We start from the raw sequence: 17,851 nt of genomic DNA on the forward strand, positions 1-17,851 counted from the left end.
TTCAAAATCAGTCCCGGCAAATGAAACTGCCGGGGCTGCTTAATTCATTCATCTTAAAACCGGACTAACATTTTCGTATTCAAGGACTAAATCATCTAAAGAACGGAATTCGTAGCCTAATTTCTTTGCATCTCTAATGAAATCAGGAAGTGCTTCTGCGTTATCCGGGGAAACAGTATGCATAAGAATAAGCGCTCCTGGGTGCAACTGATCCATTAACTCGTTATATGCATACGCTTTACCCCTCGGTTTGTCTGCATGCCAATCGATGAAAGCGATAGACCAAAACATATGACGGTAGCCTAATTCATTTCCTTTTGCCAATAGCCTTTCATTGAAAATGCCTTCCGGAGGCCGGGCATACGTAGTTCTTTCTACGCCGGCAGTTGCTTTGAGCAGCTCATCAAACTTCTTCCACTCTTCTTCCATTTTCTCTTCAGATAAGTTCGCCATATTCGGATGGCCGTAGGAATGGTTGCCAATTATATGGCCATCTTCCACCATACGTTTCACTAAAGGTGCAGCGCTTTTTAAGTAATGGCCTGTAAGAAAGAATGTGGCCGGCGCTTCTTCTTTTTTCAATGTATTTAAGATGCTCTCAGTGTAGCCATTTTCATATCCGTTATCAAAGGTTAAATAGACAACTTTTTCATTAGGGCTTCCTTTGTAGATTGCCCCATACTTGTTTAGTAAGTCATCCAAAGCAGATCCTGCGTTTGGCGGTACACCGTCTGTCGCTTTCTTGAATCCCCAATGGAATTCTTCTGCTTTGGCCGTGAATGGATTAAATAAAATTCCAACTACGATTATGAAAGCTGCCATTAATATACCAGGGCCATGTTCTTCAACCATTGTCGCACAACTCCCTTTTTAAACAAAGGATGACCTTCAATAGGAAAAATATACACGCTTCAAGTACCGTTCTTTTTTCGACTGGAAAAAAAAGAAGCCGACAAGCTGACCAGCTCATAGAGAACATGTATACTATATAGAAAGGCAAGGAGGCAGTACAATGGCGGTCATAACGAAAATTACCCGGCAAAAACGAGATCAAGAGCGATATAATATTTTTCTTGACGAACAATATGCGTTTAGTGTCCATGAATCCGTTTTAGTGAAATATGGCCTAACGAAAGGAATGCCGATGGATGAATGGGCGTTAGGCGAAATTACATATGAAGACCAAATTGAAAAAGCATTTAATCGCGCCCTCCATTACTTGTCTTTTCGAATGAGGAGCGAGCACGAAGTAAAAAAGAAGCTATCTGAGCTTGAGTATGGGGAAGCGGTGATTTTGGAAGCACTCGCAAAGCTTCGTAGATTGGGTTTTTTAAATGACGAAGCGTTTACAGAGGCATTGGTGCAAACACATAAAAATACGAGCTATAAAGGGCCACAAGCGATACGGCAAGAGCTTCGCAAAAAGGGCGTGGAGAAGGAGCTACAGGAAAAGGTCCTTGAAAATTATTCTGAAGATGAGCAGTTTGCAAATGCAAAGAAGTTAGCTGAAAAGTCAGCCGCTTCAAATCGAAATTCAACACCTTCCCAGACGAAGCAAAAGATACAAAACGCTTTATCACGTAAAGGCTTTTCATTCGACTTGATTCAACAAGTATTAGAAACAATTGACATCGACAGAAATGAGGATGAGTGGGAAGCAATTACAGACTCTGTCGGTGAAAAAGCTTGGCGGCGCTATCAAACTAAGCATAGCGGCTATGAGCTCCACAACCGTGTTAAGCAAACGATGTATCAAAAGGGGATACCGATTGTTCGAATAGAACAATTCATTGAAAAAAAGGAGAACGAAACAGATGACGAATGAGAAGAAATATAGTGAGATGAATGAACATGAATTACGATCGGAAATCGGAAGACTAATGGAGAAAGCCCGAAAAGCTGAACAGTTAGGCATTATAAACGAGTATGCGGTTTATCAAAGGAAGGCGGTTATGGCCCAGTCATACTTGATTGACCCAGCGACAATTAAAAAAGGTGAAATTTATAAAATTGATGGTGATGAAGGCGTCTTTTTCAAGGTTGATTATTTGAAAGGCCGTTTTGCATGGGGATACCGTCTGGGCGGAGAACGTTCAGAAGAGGCATTGCCGATTGCGATGCTAAAGCCTGTAAAGGAAGGGAAATAAAACTGTAGACAAAGTATCTGTTCACTTTGTCTACAGTCTTTTAAAGGTTTGTAGTCAGTTTGCCTAGCTTGTCTTGAGGACGCTTGTCACATGGTAGGTCGTATAGGTGCGCGACTTCCAAAGTGTCTTAATTTCCACAAGGCGCAGAAATATGGCAAATCGAACCCTTCTTAGTACAATTCGCAGCGTTTGTCAACAAGCTGAGAGCTTGATAAGCAAGCTCTCTCTTCACTTATGAATTCGGTATGAATTTCAATTTTTTTCGCAATTTAGCTTCTGAGAAAATCCATCCAGTATAGGAATTAACGACTTTTAGATTTTGATCGATATGGGCGACCGCCACAAAAGGATAATATTCTTTGCTGCGATAGCGAAGGTCTATGAGACGCACTTCATATAAGTCGTCAATATACGAGACAGACCAACGATAAATTGGCGAAAAAGATACAAACGCTTGGATGTTTGGATCTTCCATCGCCGCATCAATATATGGCGATTCCGGCATAGGCTCTCTGTCGAATCGATCGTAAATCGTCACTGAGCGTCCATAGGCACGTCCAACGTAATGGCATGATGCATCTGAAGCGGCGACTCGCCATTGAAAGAAATGCATCGTTGGTGCAATGAAGATGCTTTCCGCATTTGGCACTGTGTGGCGGACGGCATTTTTCACCGCTGCCTTTACCGCGAAGCGCAACAAGTAATAAACAAAAAGGACCCCATATAAAATCAAAAATGTAAGAATCGGGTCTGCTCCGAATAGCCAAAATGCAATGGCAACGATATGCAGTGAAAAGATGATCGGGTCAAACGTATTAATGACCCCTAAGGCGACCCAATGGTTCGAGAAGGGCCGAAGTGCTTGAGTGCCATAGGAGTTGAAAATATCAACAAAAACATGGAGAAAAACCGCAAGGAATGTCCATGCCCAAACGTGGAAAAATGCTGCGCTTGGAAAAATAAATGACAACAACACAGCAATAGCCAAAGGCCAAAGTAAAATGGCGGGGATCGAATGTGTAATTCCCCGATGATTGCTTATATAGACAGCGTTATTTCGTAACTTTAAGACTGTATCAATATCGGGAATTAAAGATCCTGATACTAAACCGATAAATACGGCAGTCATTGTGACCGAATCTGAGGAAACGACAGGATCTGCAAGTGATAGGCCGCAAAGTGCGGTTCCCATAACAATATGTGTTCCTGTATCCAATAGATCACTCCTCTAATGTGGTGTACTCATGACGTAAGGTGCTAAAACTATTGTATGCAATAAGTATATACCCTTTTTGCCGAGAACGAAAAGCAAATGCAATTTTTGGAGGCTTTCATGCGATTATTTAAACAGAAAGAAGAATTTAGGAAAGTATTGATATCATGGTATTTACGGGAAAAGAGAGATTTGCCGTGGCGCCGCACTTCCGATCCGTATCATATTTGGGTCTCTGAGGTGATGCTGCAACAAACACGTGTAGAAACTGTCATTTCTTATTTTGAGCGTTTTATTGACAAATATCCGACAGTGTTCGACTTAGCTACAGCAAATGAAGAAGAACTGCTAAAAGTATGGGAAGGTTTAGGCTATTATTCGAGAGTTCGCAATTTGCAAAGTGGGGTCAAAGAGGTGGCAGCAAATTACGGAGGCATTGTGCCCTCGACGAGAGGTGAGATCTCAAAACTGAAAGGTGTCGGTCCATATACCGCAGGTGCTGTTCTGAGCATCGCATATAATATTCCTGAACATGCTGTTGATGGAAATGTCATGCGTGTCTTATCGAGAATTTTATTAATAGAAGATGATATTGCACAGCCGAAAAACCGGAAGATATTCGAAGAAGTCGTAATGGAATTGATCGACAAGGAAGATCCGTCATCATTTAATCAAGGTATGATGGAATTGGGCGCGTTAATTTGTACACCGAAACCGAAATGTTTGCTTTGCCCAGTCCAACAATTTTGCGGTGCATTTCATGAAGGCAAGCAAGAAGAATTGCCTGTGAAATTAAAAAAAGTGAAGAAAAAAATTGTTCCAGTTTTTTCTTTTGCTTTGCAAAATGAAAAAGGGGAATGGCTGCTTATGAAACGTCCCGAGACTGGGTTGCTGGCAAATATGTGGGAATTCCCGATGATTGAAATGGAAAAGAACATTTCAGCAGAACAAGCACTATACGAAAAATTCGGCGTGAAAATAAAGCATCTTAGCCCTGAAATCCGTTTTAAACATATCTTTTCACATTTGACGTGGGAAATACAAAGTTTTCACGGAATTATTAACGAGTTACCTTTAAAGCAATTTCAATTCTTTTCAGAAGAGGAAGTAGAAGCATTGCCAATGCCAGTGCCTGTATTAAAAATTTGGACTGAATTGAAAAGTAGGTAATGTCGAAAATTCCCAATGGATAATACCTTCTTTTTTGCACACCATATTGTTCACGGAGGTGAAAATCCATGACAAACAAAAATCGCAACAACTACAACAACAAAGCCCCGCAAGCTTCGTTCACAGACCCAAACCAAGTGAAAAAGCAAAACAGGGGTGAAGAGTTTGGATCTGAAACTGATGTGAACGAAGTTCGCAAACAAAACCAGCAATCAGAAATGAACAAACAAAACAATTCTGGAGCTGGCGGTTTCGGAAATCAAACAAAGTAATGGATCTTCATCACCTACCGGCAGCTTAAGCTGCCGGTTTTCCTTATGAAATGAATGTTCTAAAACCATCTTTACATTTTAAGGGTAATCGTTTCAATTTTATATGTCCAATTGGTATAATGTACGAATATTAAGGTTTCGAATTTAAAGGTGGTTTTTTTCCGTGACAATACCAAGAGAAGGGGAAACGATACAAGTACATAGCTACAAACATGACGGCCATATCCATCGCGTATGGCAGGAAACAACAGTTTTAAAAGGTACTAGGAATATAGTAATCGGTGCGAATGAACGAACTCTTGTAACAGAGGCGGATGGTCGCACATGGCTTACAAGGGAGCCATCCATTTGTTATTTTCATGCCGAACATTGGTTCAACATCATATGTATGCTTCGTGAAGACGGGGTCTACTATTACGTGAATATGAGCTCGCCATTCGTTTTCGACAATCAAGCGTTAAAATATATCGATTATGATTTAGATGTAAAGGTCTTTCCAGATATGAGCTATATGATTTTAGATGAAGATGAATATGCAGATCATAAACGTAAAATGAATTATCCAGACGTAATTGATCAAATCTTAAAACGGAATCTTGAAAAATTGCTCACTTGGATTAAACAGCGAAGAGGGCCATTTGCTCCTGATTTTATCGAAGTTTGGACAAATCGCTACAAGTTTTATAAGCAAATGAAATAAGCAGTTTCCGAATAGCCGCCTGTGACCATCGCAGTTGGCTTTTTCAATTTTATGGATTGATAGGAGGACAACAACTATTGGGTGACAGTATAAAGCGTTATATGAAGTTTGTGAAACCGTATAATTGGCTAATTATTTTGACGGTGTTAATCGGAGTAATTAAGTTCGCTATTCCGCTTTTTATTCCGTATTTGATTAAAATTGTGATCGATAATATTATCGGCTCCGATCTCTCTGCACAGGAAAAGACGAATCAGTTATTCATTTGGCTTGGGGGCACCGTGCTGCTGTTTTTCATCATCCGGCCACCAGTCGAATATTATCGGCAATATTTTGCGCAATATGTGAGCAATAAAATTTTATATGATATACGCGAAAATTTATATGCTCATTTACAACGGCTTAGCTTAAAGTATTATTCCAATACACGTGCCGGAGAAGTCATATCACGTGTCATCAATGATGTTGAACAGACGAAGAACTTCGTCATGATCGGCTTGATGAATGTATGGCTTGACCTAACAACGATTATTATTGCTGTCATTATTATGTTAACGATGGACGTTCCTTTGACGATCGTCACATTGCTGGCCTTTCCGTTTTATGCATATAGCGTGAAACATTTCTTTGGAAAGCTTCGGGAATTGACCCGTAAACGTTCTCAAGCTTTAGCAGATGTGCAAAGCTATTTGCATGAGCGTGTCTCGGGTATTAGCGTCATTAAAAGCTTCGCATTGGAAGAGAAAGAGGAAAAGCGCTTTAAGGAGACGAATGGAAATTTTTTAGAGAAGGCGCTGGATCATACGAAGTGGAATGCGAAGGCGTTTGCGGTCGTCAATACAATTACAGACATTGCTCCATTGCTTGTTATAGGCTATGCGGGTTATCAGGTTATCCATGGACATTTATCGGTCGGAACAATGGTCGCTTTTATCGCGTATATTGACCGCCTCTATAATCCACTCCGACGGTTGGTGAATGCTTCTACTTCATTGACACAATCTTTTGCATCGATGGACAGGGTTTTTGATCTTATGGAGGAGCCTTATGATATTACGGATCGACCAAGCGCTTCTTCGATGCCAAGGATTGAAGGGGAAATTGAGTTTGACAATGTGAGTTTCTCCTATGATGAGGACGATCAAAAAGTATTAAAGGCGATCGATTTTACAGTGAATCCTGGAGAAACCGTTGCGCTTGTTGGTATGAGCGGCGGCGGGAAATCAACGATCGTTAGCCTGATCCCAAGATTTTATGATGTTACGGATGGAGCGATACGAATAGATGGCCATGATTTGCGCGATGTCCAAGTGAAAACGTTGCGCGAACAAATCGGCATCGTCTTGCAGGATAATATTCTTTTCAGCGATTCGGTAAAAAGCAATATTTTAATGGGGAATCCTGATGCGACTGAAGATGAGATGATCGCTGCAGCTAAAGCAGCGAATGCACATGATTTTATACAATCATTGCCCGACGGTTATGAAACGACTGTTGGAGAGCGAGGCGTAAAATTATCAGGAGGGCAAAAGCAACGAATTGCCATAGCTCGTGTATTCTTGAAGAATCCACCGCTGCTTATTTTGGATGAAGCGACATCGGCGTTGGATTTGGAAAGCGAAGCGTTGATTCAAGAATCTTTAGAACGGTTGGCTCATGATCGGACAACGATCATTGTCGCCCATCGTTTATCGACGATTACTCATGCCGATAAAATATTTGTTATTGAGCACGGTGAATTGCAGGAAACGGGAACCCATGAACAGTTAATGGAGAAGAAAGGTGTATATTATAACCTTTTCCAAGTTCAAGGATTTTAATAGAATAATTACCAAACTATCGGAAATGCTTCCGATAGTTTTTTTATTATTGCGTTTTAAAGAATTGAAAGTATAATAGGTATTATCTACTGTTTCAGAAAATAATAAAAAAGGTGATCTGATGATAGGAAAACGTGTTCTTGAAGTAAAAGATTTGCAGACTACCTTTTTTACGGATGATGGAGAGGTGCCTGCAGTAGACCATGTAGACTTCCATCTTGAAGAAGGAGAAATATTGGGCATTGTAGGGGAGTCGGGATGTGGAAAGAGTGTGACATCGCTTTCCATAATGGGGCTTGTACCGAACCCTCCCGGAAAAATTGTCGGCGGGGAAATTTTATATGATGAGAAAAACCTTGTTCATCTATCTGAAAAGCAGATGCGGCAAATAAGAGGAAATGATATTGCGATGATTTTCCAAGAGCCGATGACGTCCTTAAACCCACTTTTTACAATTGGCAATCAAATGATCGAGGCCATCTTGCTCCATGAAAAAGGATGGTCGAAGAAGCAAGCAGCTGATCGGGCTGTCGAAATGTTGAAATTGGTTGGTTTGCCTCGTGCTGATGAATTATTGAAAGAGTATCCCCATCAATTGTCTGGTGGGATGAGGCAACGTGTCATGATCGCAATGGCGTTAGTGTGCAATCCAAAAATTTTGATTGCCGACGAACCGACTACAGCGCTCGATGTGACGATTCAAGCCCAAATTCTAAAATTAATGAAGGAATTGAATGATCGATTTGGAACAGCGATATTGATGATTACGCATGACTTAGGAGTCGTCGCAGAGACATGCAAGCGAGTCATTGTTATGTATGCAGGACAGGTAATTGAAGAAGCTCCTACGAAGGAAATCTTTGATAATCCCCAGCATCCATATACTAAGGGGCTCATCCAATCGGTGCCTGATATGAGAGAAAAGAAAGATCGTCTTTACTCCATACCGGGCAATGTTCCGAAACCGGGTTCGATCAGAAGCGGTTGCAGGTTTGCGGCGCGTTGTGAATTTGCTTTCGACCGATGTAAGAAAGAGGATCCTGAACTGTATCAAACTGCAGATGTTCATCAGACCCGATGTTTCTTATACGATGAAGAAAGGGTGAAAGAAGATGAGCACAAAGCCGTTGTTGAAAGTTGAAAATTTAAAAAAGCATTTTCCTGTTAAAAAAGGTTTATTCGGGAAAACGGTTGGCTATGTCAAGGCGGTCGATGATGTTTCATTTTACGTAAATGAAGGGGAAACGCTTGGCATCGTAGGGGAAAGTGGATGCGGTAAATCTACGACTGGCAGAGTTCTGATGAGGCTGCTTGAACCTACCGAAGGGGAAGTGGAATTCGATGGTAAAAGTTTAACATCCTTGTCCTCTGAAGAAATGAGGAAAACGAGACGGGATATTCAAATGGTTTTCCAAGACCCTTATGCGTCCTTGAATCCGCGCCATACAATCGGAAAGATATTGGAAGAACCGCTCATCGTCCATGGCGTGAAAGACCAAAAGGAACGAAAAAGAAAAGTGCGCGAGTTTTTAGAGATTGTTGGCTTGAGCGAGTTCCACGCGAAACGGTATCCACATCAATTCAGTGGAGGGCAAAGACAGCGCATCGGCATTGCCAGAGCGTTGATGACAAATCCGAAATTGATCATTGCGGATGAGCCGGTTTCCGCGTTAGATGTTTCGATTCAAGCACAAGTATTGAATCTGATGCAAGATTTGCAGAAGGAGTTCAATTTGACGTACATTTTCATCGCCCATGATTTAGGGGTAGTGCGTCATATTAGTGATCGGGTGGGCGTCATGTATTTGGGCAAGATGGTTGAAATTGCGGATAGCGAGCAATTGTATGACAAACCTTTGCACCCATATACACAGGCGCTGCTTTCTGCCGTGCCTGTACCTGATCCAGACTATCAAAAAGAGCAAATACCGATCGAGGGGGATATACCGAATCCAGCCAATCCTCCAACAGGCTGCACTTTCCATACGCGCTGTCCATTCAAAATGGATATTTGCACGAAAGTGGTGCCGAAACTAGTCGATCATTCAAAAGGTCATTCTGTCGCCTGTCATTTATATACGGAGCAGGTCGACGATGATATAAAACAATTGGAGGGGTCAATATGAAAAAAAGGGGAATGTGGACGATTGCGTTCATGTTGCTTCTAAGCTTATCTGCGATTTTAGCCGCATGCGGCAGTGAAGGCAGTAGCGGGGAAGGCAAAAGCGATACGTTAGTCTTTGGACGTGGGGGAGATTCCACTTCACTCGACCCGTCTAGGGTTACTGAAGGAGAAACATTTAAAGTAACAGTGAACATATTTGAAACGTTATTGAATTTTGGAGAGGAAGACACGACGGTTCAGCCAGGGCTTGCGGAAGAATGGAACACGGAAGACGGTTTGACGTACACGTTCAAATTGCGTGAAGGCGTCAAGTTCCACGATGGTACGGATTTCAATGCGGAAGCTGTCGTTAAAAACTTCGAACGCTGGGCGAATGGCGATGCTGAAAAGTTCCCTTACTACAACTCGATGTTCGGAGGGTTTAAAGGGGATGAAGGGCATGTTATCGAATCGGTGACTGCAGATGGAGATTATACGGTCGTTATTAAATTGAAGCGCCCGCAAGCTCCTTTCCTGAAAAATATTGCGATGAGCATGTTTGCAATTGCAAGCCCGACAGCATTTGAAAAGGGCGATGATCAATTTGAGCGGAACCCTGTCGGAACAGGTCCATTCAAATTTGTAGAGTGGAAAGCGAACGATACGATTACAATTGAGAAATTCGATGATTATTGGCAAGAAGGATTGCCGAAATTGAATAAAGTCATCTTTAAGTCAATCCCAGACAACTCGGCGCGTCTCAATGCTTTGATTGCGGGAGATATCGACCTTGCTGATGGCATTAACCCAGCGGATGGTGAAAAGATTGAAGCAGACGATAAACTGCAATTGATCGAACGCCCGTCCATGAACGTTGGTTACTTAGGGCTTACTGTAACCCGTCCGCCATTCGATAAAAAGGAAGTCCGCCAAGCGATTAACTATGCAATTGATAAAGAAGCGATTATCGAGTCATTCTTCGAAGGGCGTGCGGACATCGCGAAAAACCCGATGCCTTCATCAATCTCAGGGTATAACGATGAAATTGAAGGATATGAGTACAATCCTGAAAAAGCGAAAGAATTGCTTGCAGAAGCGGGCTTCCCGGATGGATTTGAGATGGAGTTATGGGCAATGCCTGTTCCACGTCCATACATGCCAGACGGTGCAAAAGTTGCAGAAGTGATCCAAAGCAACCTTGCCGATATCGGGGTAAAAGCAAATATCGTTTCCTATGAGTGGGCTACTTACCTTGATAAGGCGAGCAAAGGTGAAGCGGATGCCTTCATGTTAGGTTGGACTGGGGACAACGGAGATGCCGATAACTTCTTGTACGTCTTATTGGATGAAGACAATATCGGCAGCAACAACTATACGTACTTCAAAAACGATGAAATGCATGATTTGTTCATCGCGGCTCAATCGGAAGTAGATGAAGACAAACGGATTGAAATGTATAAAAAAGCGCAGGAAATCATCCATGAAGAAGCGCCATGGGTTCCGATCGCACACTCTACGCCTTTATTAGCGGCGACAAAAAATCTGACGGGCTTTAAACCACATCCAACGGGATCGGATTTATTGTCAAAGGTAGAATTTGAATAACGATTGATCGTTTCACTTTTCACCTATCAATAATATGAAGGGGGGAGGTCTTCTGATTCCCCCCTTTTATTGATTTTCGGAATTAGTATTTTTTATTAGTACAGATTGGGCGAGGTGAGAAAATGCTGAATTATATTGGAAGAAGATTGCTTCAGCTTGTTCCTGTACTATTGGGAATGGCTTTTATTGTATTTATGATGATTCGGGCGATTCCCGGAAACCCAGCTCAAGTTATATTAGGACAGCAAGCGACTGCAGAAGCGGTAGCTGCAATGAATGCGAAATTAGGATTAGATAAACCATGGTACATACAATTCTTTCTCTATTTAGGAGGAATTTTTAAGGGAGATTTAGGAGAGTCGATGCGCACAAGAATGCCTGTCGCAGATGAAATATGGCCACATCTTGCCGCAACGATTGAACTTGCATTATTTGCAATTATTATTGCAGTAGTTATTGGTATAAATGCTGGTATTATTTCTGCTTGGTTCCAAAACTCCTGGTTTGATTATATTGCAATGATTTTGGCGTTAGTCGGTGTTTCTATGCCGATTTTCTGGTTAGGATTGTTAGGGCAATGGGCATTTGCGATTGAGTTTCAATGGCTACCGACAAACGGCCGCGATCCGGTGAGGGATCCCGTTCAGGCAATCACCCATCTGTATTTAATCGATACGTTAATACAAGGAAGGTTCGATCAGTTTTTGCAAGTGATCAGGCATCTTTTGTTGCCGGGGATCGCATTGGCTACGATACCGATGGCAATTATTGCACGAATGACGAGGTCGAGCATGTTAGAAGTTATGCGCTCCGATTATATTCGCACTGCTCGTGCGAAAGGACAAAAAATGTTTTGGGTTGTTTACAAGCATGCGTTTAAAAATGCTGTTATCCCTGTCCTTACAGTAATCGGCTTGCAAATGGGCATGTTGTTAGGCGGTGCAATATTAACTGAAACAATTTTTGCATGGCCGGGAATCGGAAGGTATATATACGAAGCGATCAATTTCAGAGACTACCCTGTCATTCAATCAGGTATTTTAGTAGTTGCATTTATATTCGTCATGATTAACCTCATCGTCGATTTACTTTATGGATTTATTGATAAGAGGATCAAATATGACTGAGAGGGGAGGGGACGGATATGTCTGAGTTTACACCAAAAGTGGATGGAATCGCAGAAGTAGAAATTGAAAAGACAGCTGGTCCTTGGCGGGAAGCGTGGCGAAGTTTCAGCAAGAATAAAGTAGCCGTCGTCGGTGCAATCATCGTCCTTTTCTTCATCCTGTTAGCAGTCTTTGCACCTCTAATTGCTAAAGAAGGTCTTAACGATCAGTTGCAATCGGATCGTTTGCTTCCTCCTTCAGCGCAATATTGGTTAGGGACGGATGACTTTGGAAGGGATATTCTTTCGAGAATCATCTATGGGGCACGTATTTCCTTGTCAGTCGGATTTTTCTCCGTCATCGCGTCAGTTATTGTTGGAAGTATATTAGGAATTATCGCTGGCTATTACGGACGCTGGGTCGATATGATCATCTCACGAATTTTTGATATTATGTTGGCCTTTCCTTCAATATTGTTAGCGATTGCAATAGTTTCTGTGTTGGGGCCAGGACTTGAGAACGCGCTCATTGCAATTGCGATCATTAACGTGCCGAACTTTGGAAGGTTAATTCGTTCAAAAGTGTTGAGCATAAAAGAGGATGAATATATTACAGCTGCCAAAGCAATTGGTATGAAAGATGCACGGATTTTATTTTCGCATATATTGCCGAACTCTATGGCTCCGGTAATTGTGCAGGGAACACTTGCTGTTGCAACTGCAATCCTTGAAGCGGCAGCATTAGGATTTTTAGGTCTTGGTGCGCAAGCCCCTGCCCCAGAGTGGGGGAAAATGTTGGCGGATTCGAAGTCTTATCTTCAATCAGCTCCATGGACGATGATTTTTCCGGGTCTCGCTATTATGTTGACCGTCTTAGGATTTAACTTGATGGGGGATGGACTGCGGGATGCATTAGATCCAAAAATGAAAAATTAAAAAGAAACCTCGAAGCTTATGCATTTCTTTAGCTTCGAGGTTTTATTAATAAATTTCGTCCTGCAACTCATCACTCACTTGATAGCCATGCCTTCTTTGGTTAGAAATGATTAAGCGGTCAAGATGCTCTAATTGTTCTTCATAATTCAAAATTGCCGATAGAACATGCAATAAATGGTATGCAGAAAATTCCTCTTCTTCCTTCGTTAAGGCGATTTCTTTGACGAAAATCTCCATCACTTCTTGTCGTTGGATGAATTCGTCTGCTGTCGTATCGCCCATCTTTTCCGCCTTTAATTTACCGACGAACTTCAAATGGATTTGTTCATGATACGTCAACAGGACATCTAAACGTTCTTGGATCATCATTCTGAAATGTTCTGGCAAATTGATTAGTTCGTTTTCAAACTTATGAAGTCGATTCAATACTTCATAGCTGCTCTGGGAAGTGGCAATCAATTGCCTGTAGACAACTAACTTTCTCGCTTTTGCCAAAGTATTCTTTTTGAAATAACTTCGCTCTTCCTTAAATAAAAGATAGAGCTGATCGATATGTGTTAGCCGTTCTTTTAGCTTGTCGAGCGACTTTTTAGTAGCGACATGTTCGGAAGCCTGTCTGCCGGCTAAGCGTATCCATCGAATGATCTCATCTTGTGTTTGATGAATCGCTTGGAACAATTTTGTTTCATATTTCGGCGGCATGAAAAGTAAATTGACGACAAATGATGCAACAACACCGATGACGATCGTTACGAAGCGAAGAGATGCGAAGGACAGAAACGCGTCTCCTTTTATTTCCATGATCGCAATCATTGTGACAAGGGCTAATGATATTGACTTCTCAAGCCCTAATTTTAACATGATTAAAATAATGATCATTGCAGCCAACCCAACAACGACCAATTGGTGTCCAAACAATAAAACAAATAGGATGGCCGTTATGGCCCCGATCAAATTTCCTTGGATTTGTTCAATGATCGTTAAATAGGACCGGTAAATAGAAGGCTGAATCGCAAAAATCGCTGCAATACCGGCAAATACTGGATTTGGCAAGTTCAGCAACTGTGCAATGAACAGGGCGAATACAATTGCAATACCCGTTTTAAAGATGCGGGCACCAAGTTTCATAGGATTATCCTTTCTTAAATAAATGATGATTTGTAAGGACTTCTTGCGTGATCAATAAAGTTTACAATTTCAGAGTAAAGCTTGCAGCTTGCTGAATGAATTTTCGACTGCTTTCAATGTTTGTTTCACATCTTCCTCAGTATGGGCAATTGTTAAGAACCAAGCTTCGTATTTGGATGGCGCAAGGTTAATACCGTTTTCAAGCATTAGCTTAAAGAATTTACCAAAAATCTCTCCGTCGGTTTTCTCGGCTTGCTCATAGTTTTCCACTACTTCATCTGTGAAAAATAAAGTAAGCGCTCCACCGAGACGGTTAATCGTCATCGTAATACCATATTGTTCTGCAAGACGGGAAATGCCATCTTCTAACATGGCGCCTAAACGATCCATCTCTTCATAAATGCCCGGTTGCTGCAATACTTCCAAACAGGCAATTCCAGATAACATGGACGCCGGATTGCCTGCCATTGTTCCCGCTTGGTACGCGGGGCCTAAAGGTGCGACAGTTTCCATAATCTCTTTTTTACCGCCGTATGCACCGATCGGCAAGCCGCCACCAATAATTTTGCCGAATGCAGTTAGGTCAGGTGAAGTTCCTAATAGTGTTTGAGCAGCTCCGTAGTGGAAACGGAACGCAGTAATTACTTCATCGTAAATAATGAGTGCACCTTTTTCTTTCGCAAGACGATGAACCAATTCTAAAAAGCCTTCTTTCGGTTCAACAATTCCGAAGTTCCCTACAATCGGTTCCACTAAGATACAAGCAAGCTCATCTCCCCATTTTTCCATTGCCTGTTTGTACGTTTCCAAGTCGTTGAATGGAATCGTAATGACTTCTTCTGCAATGGAAGCTGGAACACCTGCAGAATCCGGCGTTCCTAATGTTGCTGGGCCAGAGCCGGCAGCTACTAAAACAAGATCCGAATGGCCGTGATAGCAACCTGCGAATTTCATGATCTTTGTACGGCCAGTATAAGCGCGAGCAACCCGAATCGTTGTCATGACTGCTTCTGTCCCCGAGTTGACAAATCTCACTTTATCTAATGAAGGGATCGCTTCTTTAATCATTTTTGCAAATTTCACTTCATGGGGTGTCGGTGTTCCGTAAAGAACGCCAGTTTGTGCAGCTTTCGTTATCGCTTCTGTTATATGTGGGTGAGCATGACCAGTAATGATCGGGCCATATGCTCCTAAATAATCGATATATTTATTTCCATCCACGTCCCAAAAATATGCGCCTTCCGCACGTTCCATGACTGTAGGCGCACCACCGCCGACAGCTTTATATCCTCTTGAAGGGCTGTTTACTCCGCCTACTATATGTTCGCATGCTTCTGCATAAATTTGTTCTGACTTTGTTCTATTCATGTAAATTCCTCCGATCAAATCGTTACATTCTCTATTTTAAACAAAATATGTGCAATACGCCAAAGAAATTGAAAGTAGGGCTCCTCTTCGGTACGATGGAAAAAAGAAAACATGGGAGGAATTAAGCATGGAACAACTTCAAGGAATGAAAGCGCCGCAATTTTCTTTGCCAAATGAAAATGGGGAAATCGTCTCTTTAACGGATTTTGAAGGAAAAAAATACGTTGTCCTTTATTTTTACCCGAAAGATTTAACGCCTGGCTGTACGACACAAGCATGTGATTTTAGAGATTCACATGAGGATTTCTCAGATTTGAACGCAGTTATTTTAGGCGTCAGTCCAGATAGTGAAGAGTCTCATAGGAAGTTCATTGAAAAGAAAGGACTGCCATTCTCCTTATTAATAGATGAAAATAAAGAAGTGGCAGAGCGCTATGGCGTATGGAAAATGAAAAAGATGTTCGGTAAAGAATATATGGGCATTGAGCGTTCTACATTTTTAATTGACCCAACGGGGACGGTTGTTAAAGAGTGGAGAAAAGTAAAGGTGAACGGTCATATAGAGGAAGTGTTGAACACGTTGCGCCAATTGACAAACTCATGATGAAGCGGGTGGACAAATGGATATTTTATTCACATTTAAAATAAAAGACGAGCAGATAGCGCAATTGAGATCGGATTTTCCGTCGATCCAGTTTTCGTTCACAAAGGATATACGAGAAACGAACATAGAAAAATACGAAGTAATCGTCACATATGGGGAAGATATTGATAACGCTATCTTGGAACGTGCAAAATCATTGAAATGGGTAATGGTCGCATCCGCTGGGGTGGATCAAATGCCGCTTTTGGAAATGGCTGATCGCGGCATTGTTGTGACGAATGTAAGCGGTATACACAAAACTCCGATGGCGGAATCGGTCTTAGCCCATATACTGTCATTATGCCGAGGATTATTGGCTTTGTATAAGCAGCAAGAACGGAAAGATTGGAATACACGAATCCGACTAAAGGAATTGCGTGGTTCTACGGCATTGATCTTAGGACCAGGTGCAATCGGTTCAGAAATCGGAAGGTTACTGCAAGCATTCGGAGTGAAAACGGTCGGTTGCAATCGTTCGGGAAGACAAGCCGAATTTATAGATGAAATGATTGTGTTTGATGCACTATTGGAACGGCTTCCTCAAGCTGATTACGTCATTTCAGTTTTGCCGAGCACGAAAGAAACGAAAGGTTTATGGACAGAGGAACATTTTAAAGCGATGAAAGAGACAGCTGTTTTCATGAACTTCGGCAGAGGCGATCTTGTTAGTGAAGAAATAATTGTTTCAGCATTGCAAGAAAATTTGATAGCACATGCGGTATTGGATGTTTTTGAGAATGAACCGCTCCCGGAAAGCAGTTTACTTTGGGATTTGCCTAATGTAACTGTTTCACCGCATATTTCGAGTCATTCAGGAAAATATATAGAGAGATCTCTTGATATTTTTACTTATAACTTGAGGAAATGGATTGCGGGTGAGAAAGACATGAAGAATGGCATCGATGCTGAAAAAGGATATTAAGTATTTGTGGAATGGTAGCGAAAAGTATTTGAGAAGCTTGAAAACAGTACTTATGTTGACAAATCAGCATCTTTCTTAGTAAACTGATTATAATCATTATAAAGAGATAATCTTTACGGATTGGAGTGTTGGCGATGTCTGAAGTAGCATTGAAAGACGCGCTGGTCACATTGAAGGAAAGTGGTGTGCGAATAACACCACAAAGACATGCCATATTAGAATTCATTATTTCTTCCGAAACGCATCCAACTGCTGATGAAATATATAAGGCGCTTGAATCTGACTTTCCAAATATGAGTGTAGCGACTGTTTACAATAATCTTCGTGTCTTCCGGAATGCGGGGCTTGTCAAGGAACTTACCTATGGCGATGCGTCGAGCCGTTTCGATTTTGTGACACATGATCATTACCATATCATTTGCAATGAATGTGGCAAGATTGTTGATTTTCATCATCCGGGGCTTGAAGAAGTCGAGCATTTGGCTTCCCATGTGACTGGGTTTGAAGTTACTTCCCATCGTTTGGAAGTATACGGCATATGTCCGGAATGTACGGCGCAATCTGCAAAGGCAAAATAAACGGGCCCCTGTAAATGACAGGGTCCCGTTCAGACTGTAGACAAACACCAGGAATTTTTGGTGTTTGCCTACAGTCTTTTTTCTTTTAAAATAGAAGTAATACTAGAAAAGTTGATTTCCACTGCGGTCGGACGCTTTCC

Annotated in this window: 18 protein-coding genes; 14 read left to right on the top strand and 4 right to left on the bottom strand. The window is 41.7% G+C overall.

What is annotated here, in order from left to right; all coding sequences use genetic code 11:
* Positions 1–48: 48 nt before the first annotated feature.
* Entirely contained in the window at positions 49–852 is an 804-nt protein-coding gene (locus WFH04_RS01650) for a polysaccharide deacetylase family protein (RefSeq protein ID WP_336822306.1), read from the bottom strand.
* Between the two features lie 160 nt (positions 853–1,012).
* On the opposite strand from WFH04_RS01650, the gene recX reads away from it, so the two are divergent.
* Positions 1,013–1,825 (top strand): recombination regulator RecX, encoded by an 813-nt coding sequence (recX, locus tag WFH04_RS01655; protein ID WP_336822307.1) that lies wholly within the window; start codon positions 1,013–1,015, stop codon positions 1,823–1,825.
* Positions 1,815–2,147 carry a YfhH family protein gene (locus WFH04_RS01660; protein ID WP_336822308.1) on the top strand — a complete coding sequence of 111 codons (333 nt, stop codon included), beginning with the start codon at positions 1,815–1,817 and terminating at the stop codon, positions 2,145–2,147. Before recX ends, WFH04_RS01660 begins: the two co-directional genes overlap by 11 nt.
* A 232-nt stretch (positions 2,148–2,379) precedes the next feature.
* Here WFH04_RS01660 and WFH04_RS01665 read toward each other — a convergent pair whose 3' ends face one another.
* A complete protein-coding gene (locus WFH04_RS01665; protein ID WP_336822309.1) occupies positions 2,380–3,363 on the bottom strand; it encodes a metal-dependent hydrolase in 984 nt (327 codons plus the stop codon).
* A gap of 117 nt (positions 3,364–3,480) precedes the next feature.
* Between WFH04_RS01665 and mutY the strand changes: the two genes are divergently transcribed.
* The 9 genes from mutY to nikC all read left to right on the top strand — a co-directional run bounded on the left by mutY (position 3,481) and on the right by nikC (position 13,072).
* Positions 3,481–4,530: an A/G-specific adenine glycosylase gene (mutY, locus tag WFH04_RS01670; protein ID WP_336822310.1), complete on the top strand. Its 1,050-nt coding sequence runs from the start codon at positions 3,481–3,483 to the stop codon at positions 4,528–4,530.
* A 68-nt stretch (positions 4,531–4,598) separates the two neighbouring features.
* Positions 4,599–4,802, top strand: a complete 204-nt coding sequence (locus WFH04_RS01675) for a gamma-type small acid-soluble spore protein (RefSeq protein ID WP_336822311.1) — start codon at positions 4,599–4,601, stop codon at positions 4,800–4,802.
* Positions 4,803–4,965: 163 nt separating this feature from the next.
* The gene (ntdP, locus tag WFH04_RS01680) at positions 4,966–5,502 is read left to right on the top strand and encodes a nucleoside tri-diphosphate phosphatase (RefSeq protein ID WP_336822312.1); all 537 of its coding nucleotides are present in this window, start codon (positions 4,966–4,968) and stop codon (positions 5,500–5,502) included.
* A gap of 101 nt (positions 5,503–5,603) precedes the next feature.
* A complete protein-coding gene (locus WFH04_RS01685; protein WP_336822329.1) occupies positions 5,604–7,322 on the top strand; it encodes an ABC transporter ATP-binding protein in 1,719 nt (572 codons plus the stop codon).
* A 121-nt stretch (positions 7,323–7,443) separates the two neighbouring features.
* Positions 7,444–8,463, top strand: a complete 1,020-nt coding sequence (locus WFH04_RS01690) for an ABC transporter ATP-binding protein (protein ID WP_336822313.1) — start codon at positions 7,444–7,446, stop codon at positions 8,461–8,463.
* A complete protein-coding gene (locus tag WFH04_RS01695) occupies positions 8,435–9,448 on the top strand; it encodes an ABC transporter ATP-binding protein (protein ID WP_336822314.1) in 1,014 nt (337 codons plus the stop codon). Before WFH04_RS01690 ends, WFH04_RS01695 begins: the two co-directional genes overlap by 29 nt.
* Positions 9,445–11,031 carry an ABC transporter substrate-binding protein gene (locus WFH04_RS01700; RefSeq protein WP_336822315.1) on the top strand — a complete coding sequence of 529 codons (1,587 nt, stop codon included), beginning with the start codon at positions 9,445–9,447 and terminating at the stop codon, positions 11,029–11,031. The genes WFH04_RS01695 and WFH04_RS01700 overlap by 4 nt, the downstream gene beginning before the upstream one ends.
* Before the next feature lie 122 nt (positions 11,032–11,153).
* The gene (locus WFH04_RS01705; RefSeq protein WP_336822316.1) at positions 11,154–12,158 is read left to right on the top strand and encodes an ABC transporter permease; all 1,005 of its coding nucleotides are present in this window, start codon (positions 11,154–11,156) and stop codon (positions 12,156–12,158) included.
* Positions 12,159–12,175: 17 nt separating this feature from the next.
* Complete coding sequence (gene nikC / locus WFH04_RS01710) at positions 12,176–13,072, top strand: nickel transporter permease (RefSeq protein ID WP_336822317.1); 897 nt, start codon at positions 12,176–12,178, stop codon at positions 13,070–13,072.
* Between the two features lie 45 nt (positions 13,073–13,117).
* Here nikC and WFH04_RS01715 read toward each other — a convergent pair whose 3' ends face one another.
* Together WFH04_RS01715 and WFH04_RS01720 are read right to left on the bottom strand one after the other, a co-directional pair.
* Entirely contained in the window at positions 13,118–14,200 is a 1,083-nt protein-coding gene (locus tag WFH04_RS01715; RefSeq protein WP_336822318.1) for an FUSC family protein, read from the bottom strand.
* A gap of 69 nt (positions 14,201–14,269) precedes the next feature.
* Entirely contained in the window at positions 14,270–15,568 is a 1,299-nt protein-coding gene (locus WFH04_RS01720; protein ID WP_336822319.1) for a glutamate-1-semialdehyde 2,1-aminomutase, read from the bottom strand.
* Between the two features lie 127 nt (positions 15,569–15,695).
* Here WFH04_RS01720 and bcp point away from each other — a divergent pair, with 127 nt between their 5' ends.
* The 3 genes from bcp to perR all read left to right on the top strand — a co-directional run bounded on the left by bcp (position 15,696) and on the right by perR (position 17,711).
* Positions 15,696–16,172 (top strand): thioredoxin-dependent thiol peroxidase, encoded by a 477-nt coding sequence (gene bcp, locus WFH04_RS01725; protein ID WP_336822320.1) that lies wholly within the window; start codon positions 15,696–15,698, stop codon positions 16,170–16,172.
* A 16-nt stretch (positions 16,173–16,188) separates the two neighbouring features.
* A complete protein-coding gene (locus WFH04_RS01730) occupies positions 16,189–17,133 on the top strand; it encodes a D-2-hydroxyacid dehydrogenase (RefSeq protein WP_336822321.1) in 945 nt (314 codons plus the stop codon).
* Between the two features lie 134 nt (positions 17,134–17,267).
* On the top strand, positions 17,268–17,711 hold the full coding sequence (perR, locus tag WFH04_RS01735; RefSeq protein WP_336822322.1) for a peroxide-responsive transcriptional repressor PerR: 444 nt from the start codon (positions 17,268–17,270) through the stop codon (positions 17,709–17,711).
* The last annotated feature ends 140 nt before the right edge of the window (positions 17,712–17,851 follow it).

The organism is Sporosarcina sp. USHLN248 (genome assembly GCF_037144575.1).
Taxonomy (GTDB): domain Bacteria; phylum Bacillota; class Bacilli; order Bacillales_A; family Planococcaceae; genus Sporosarcina; species Sporosarcina contaminans.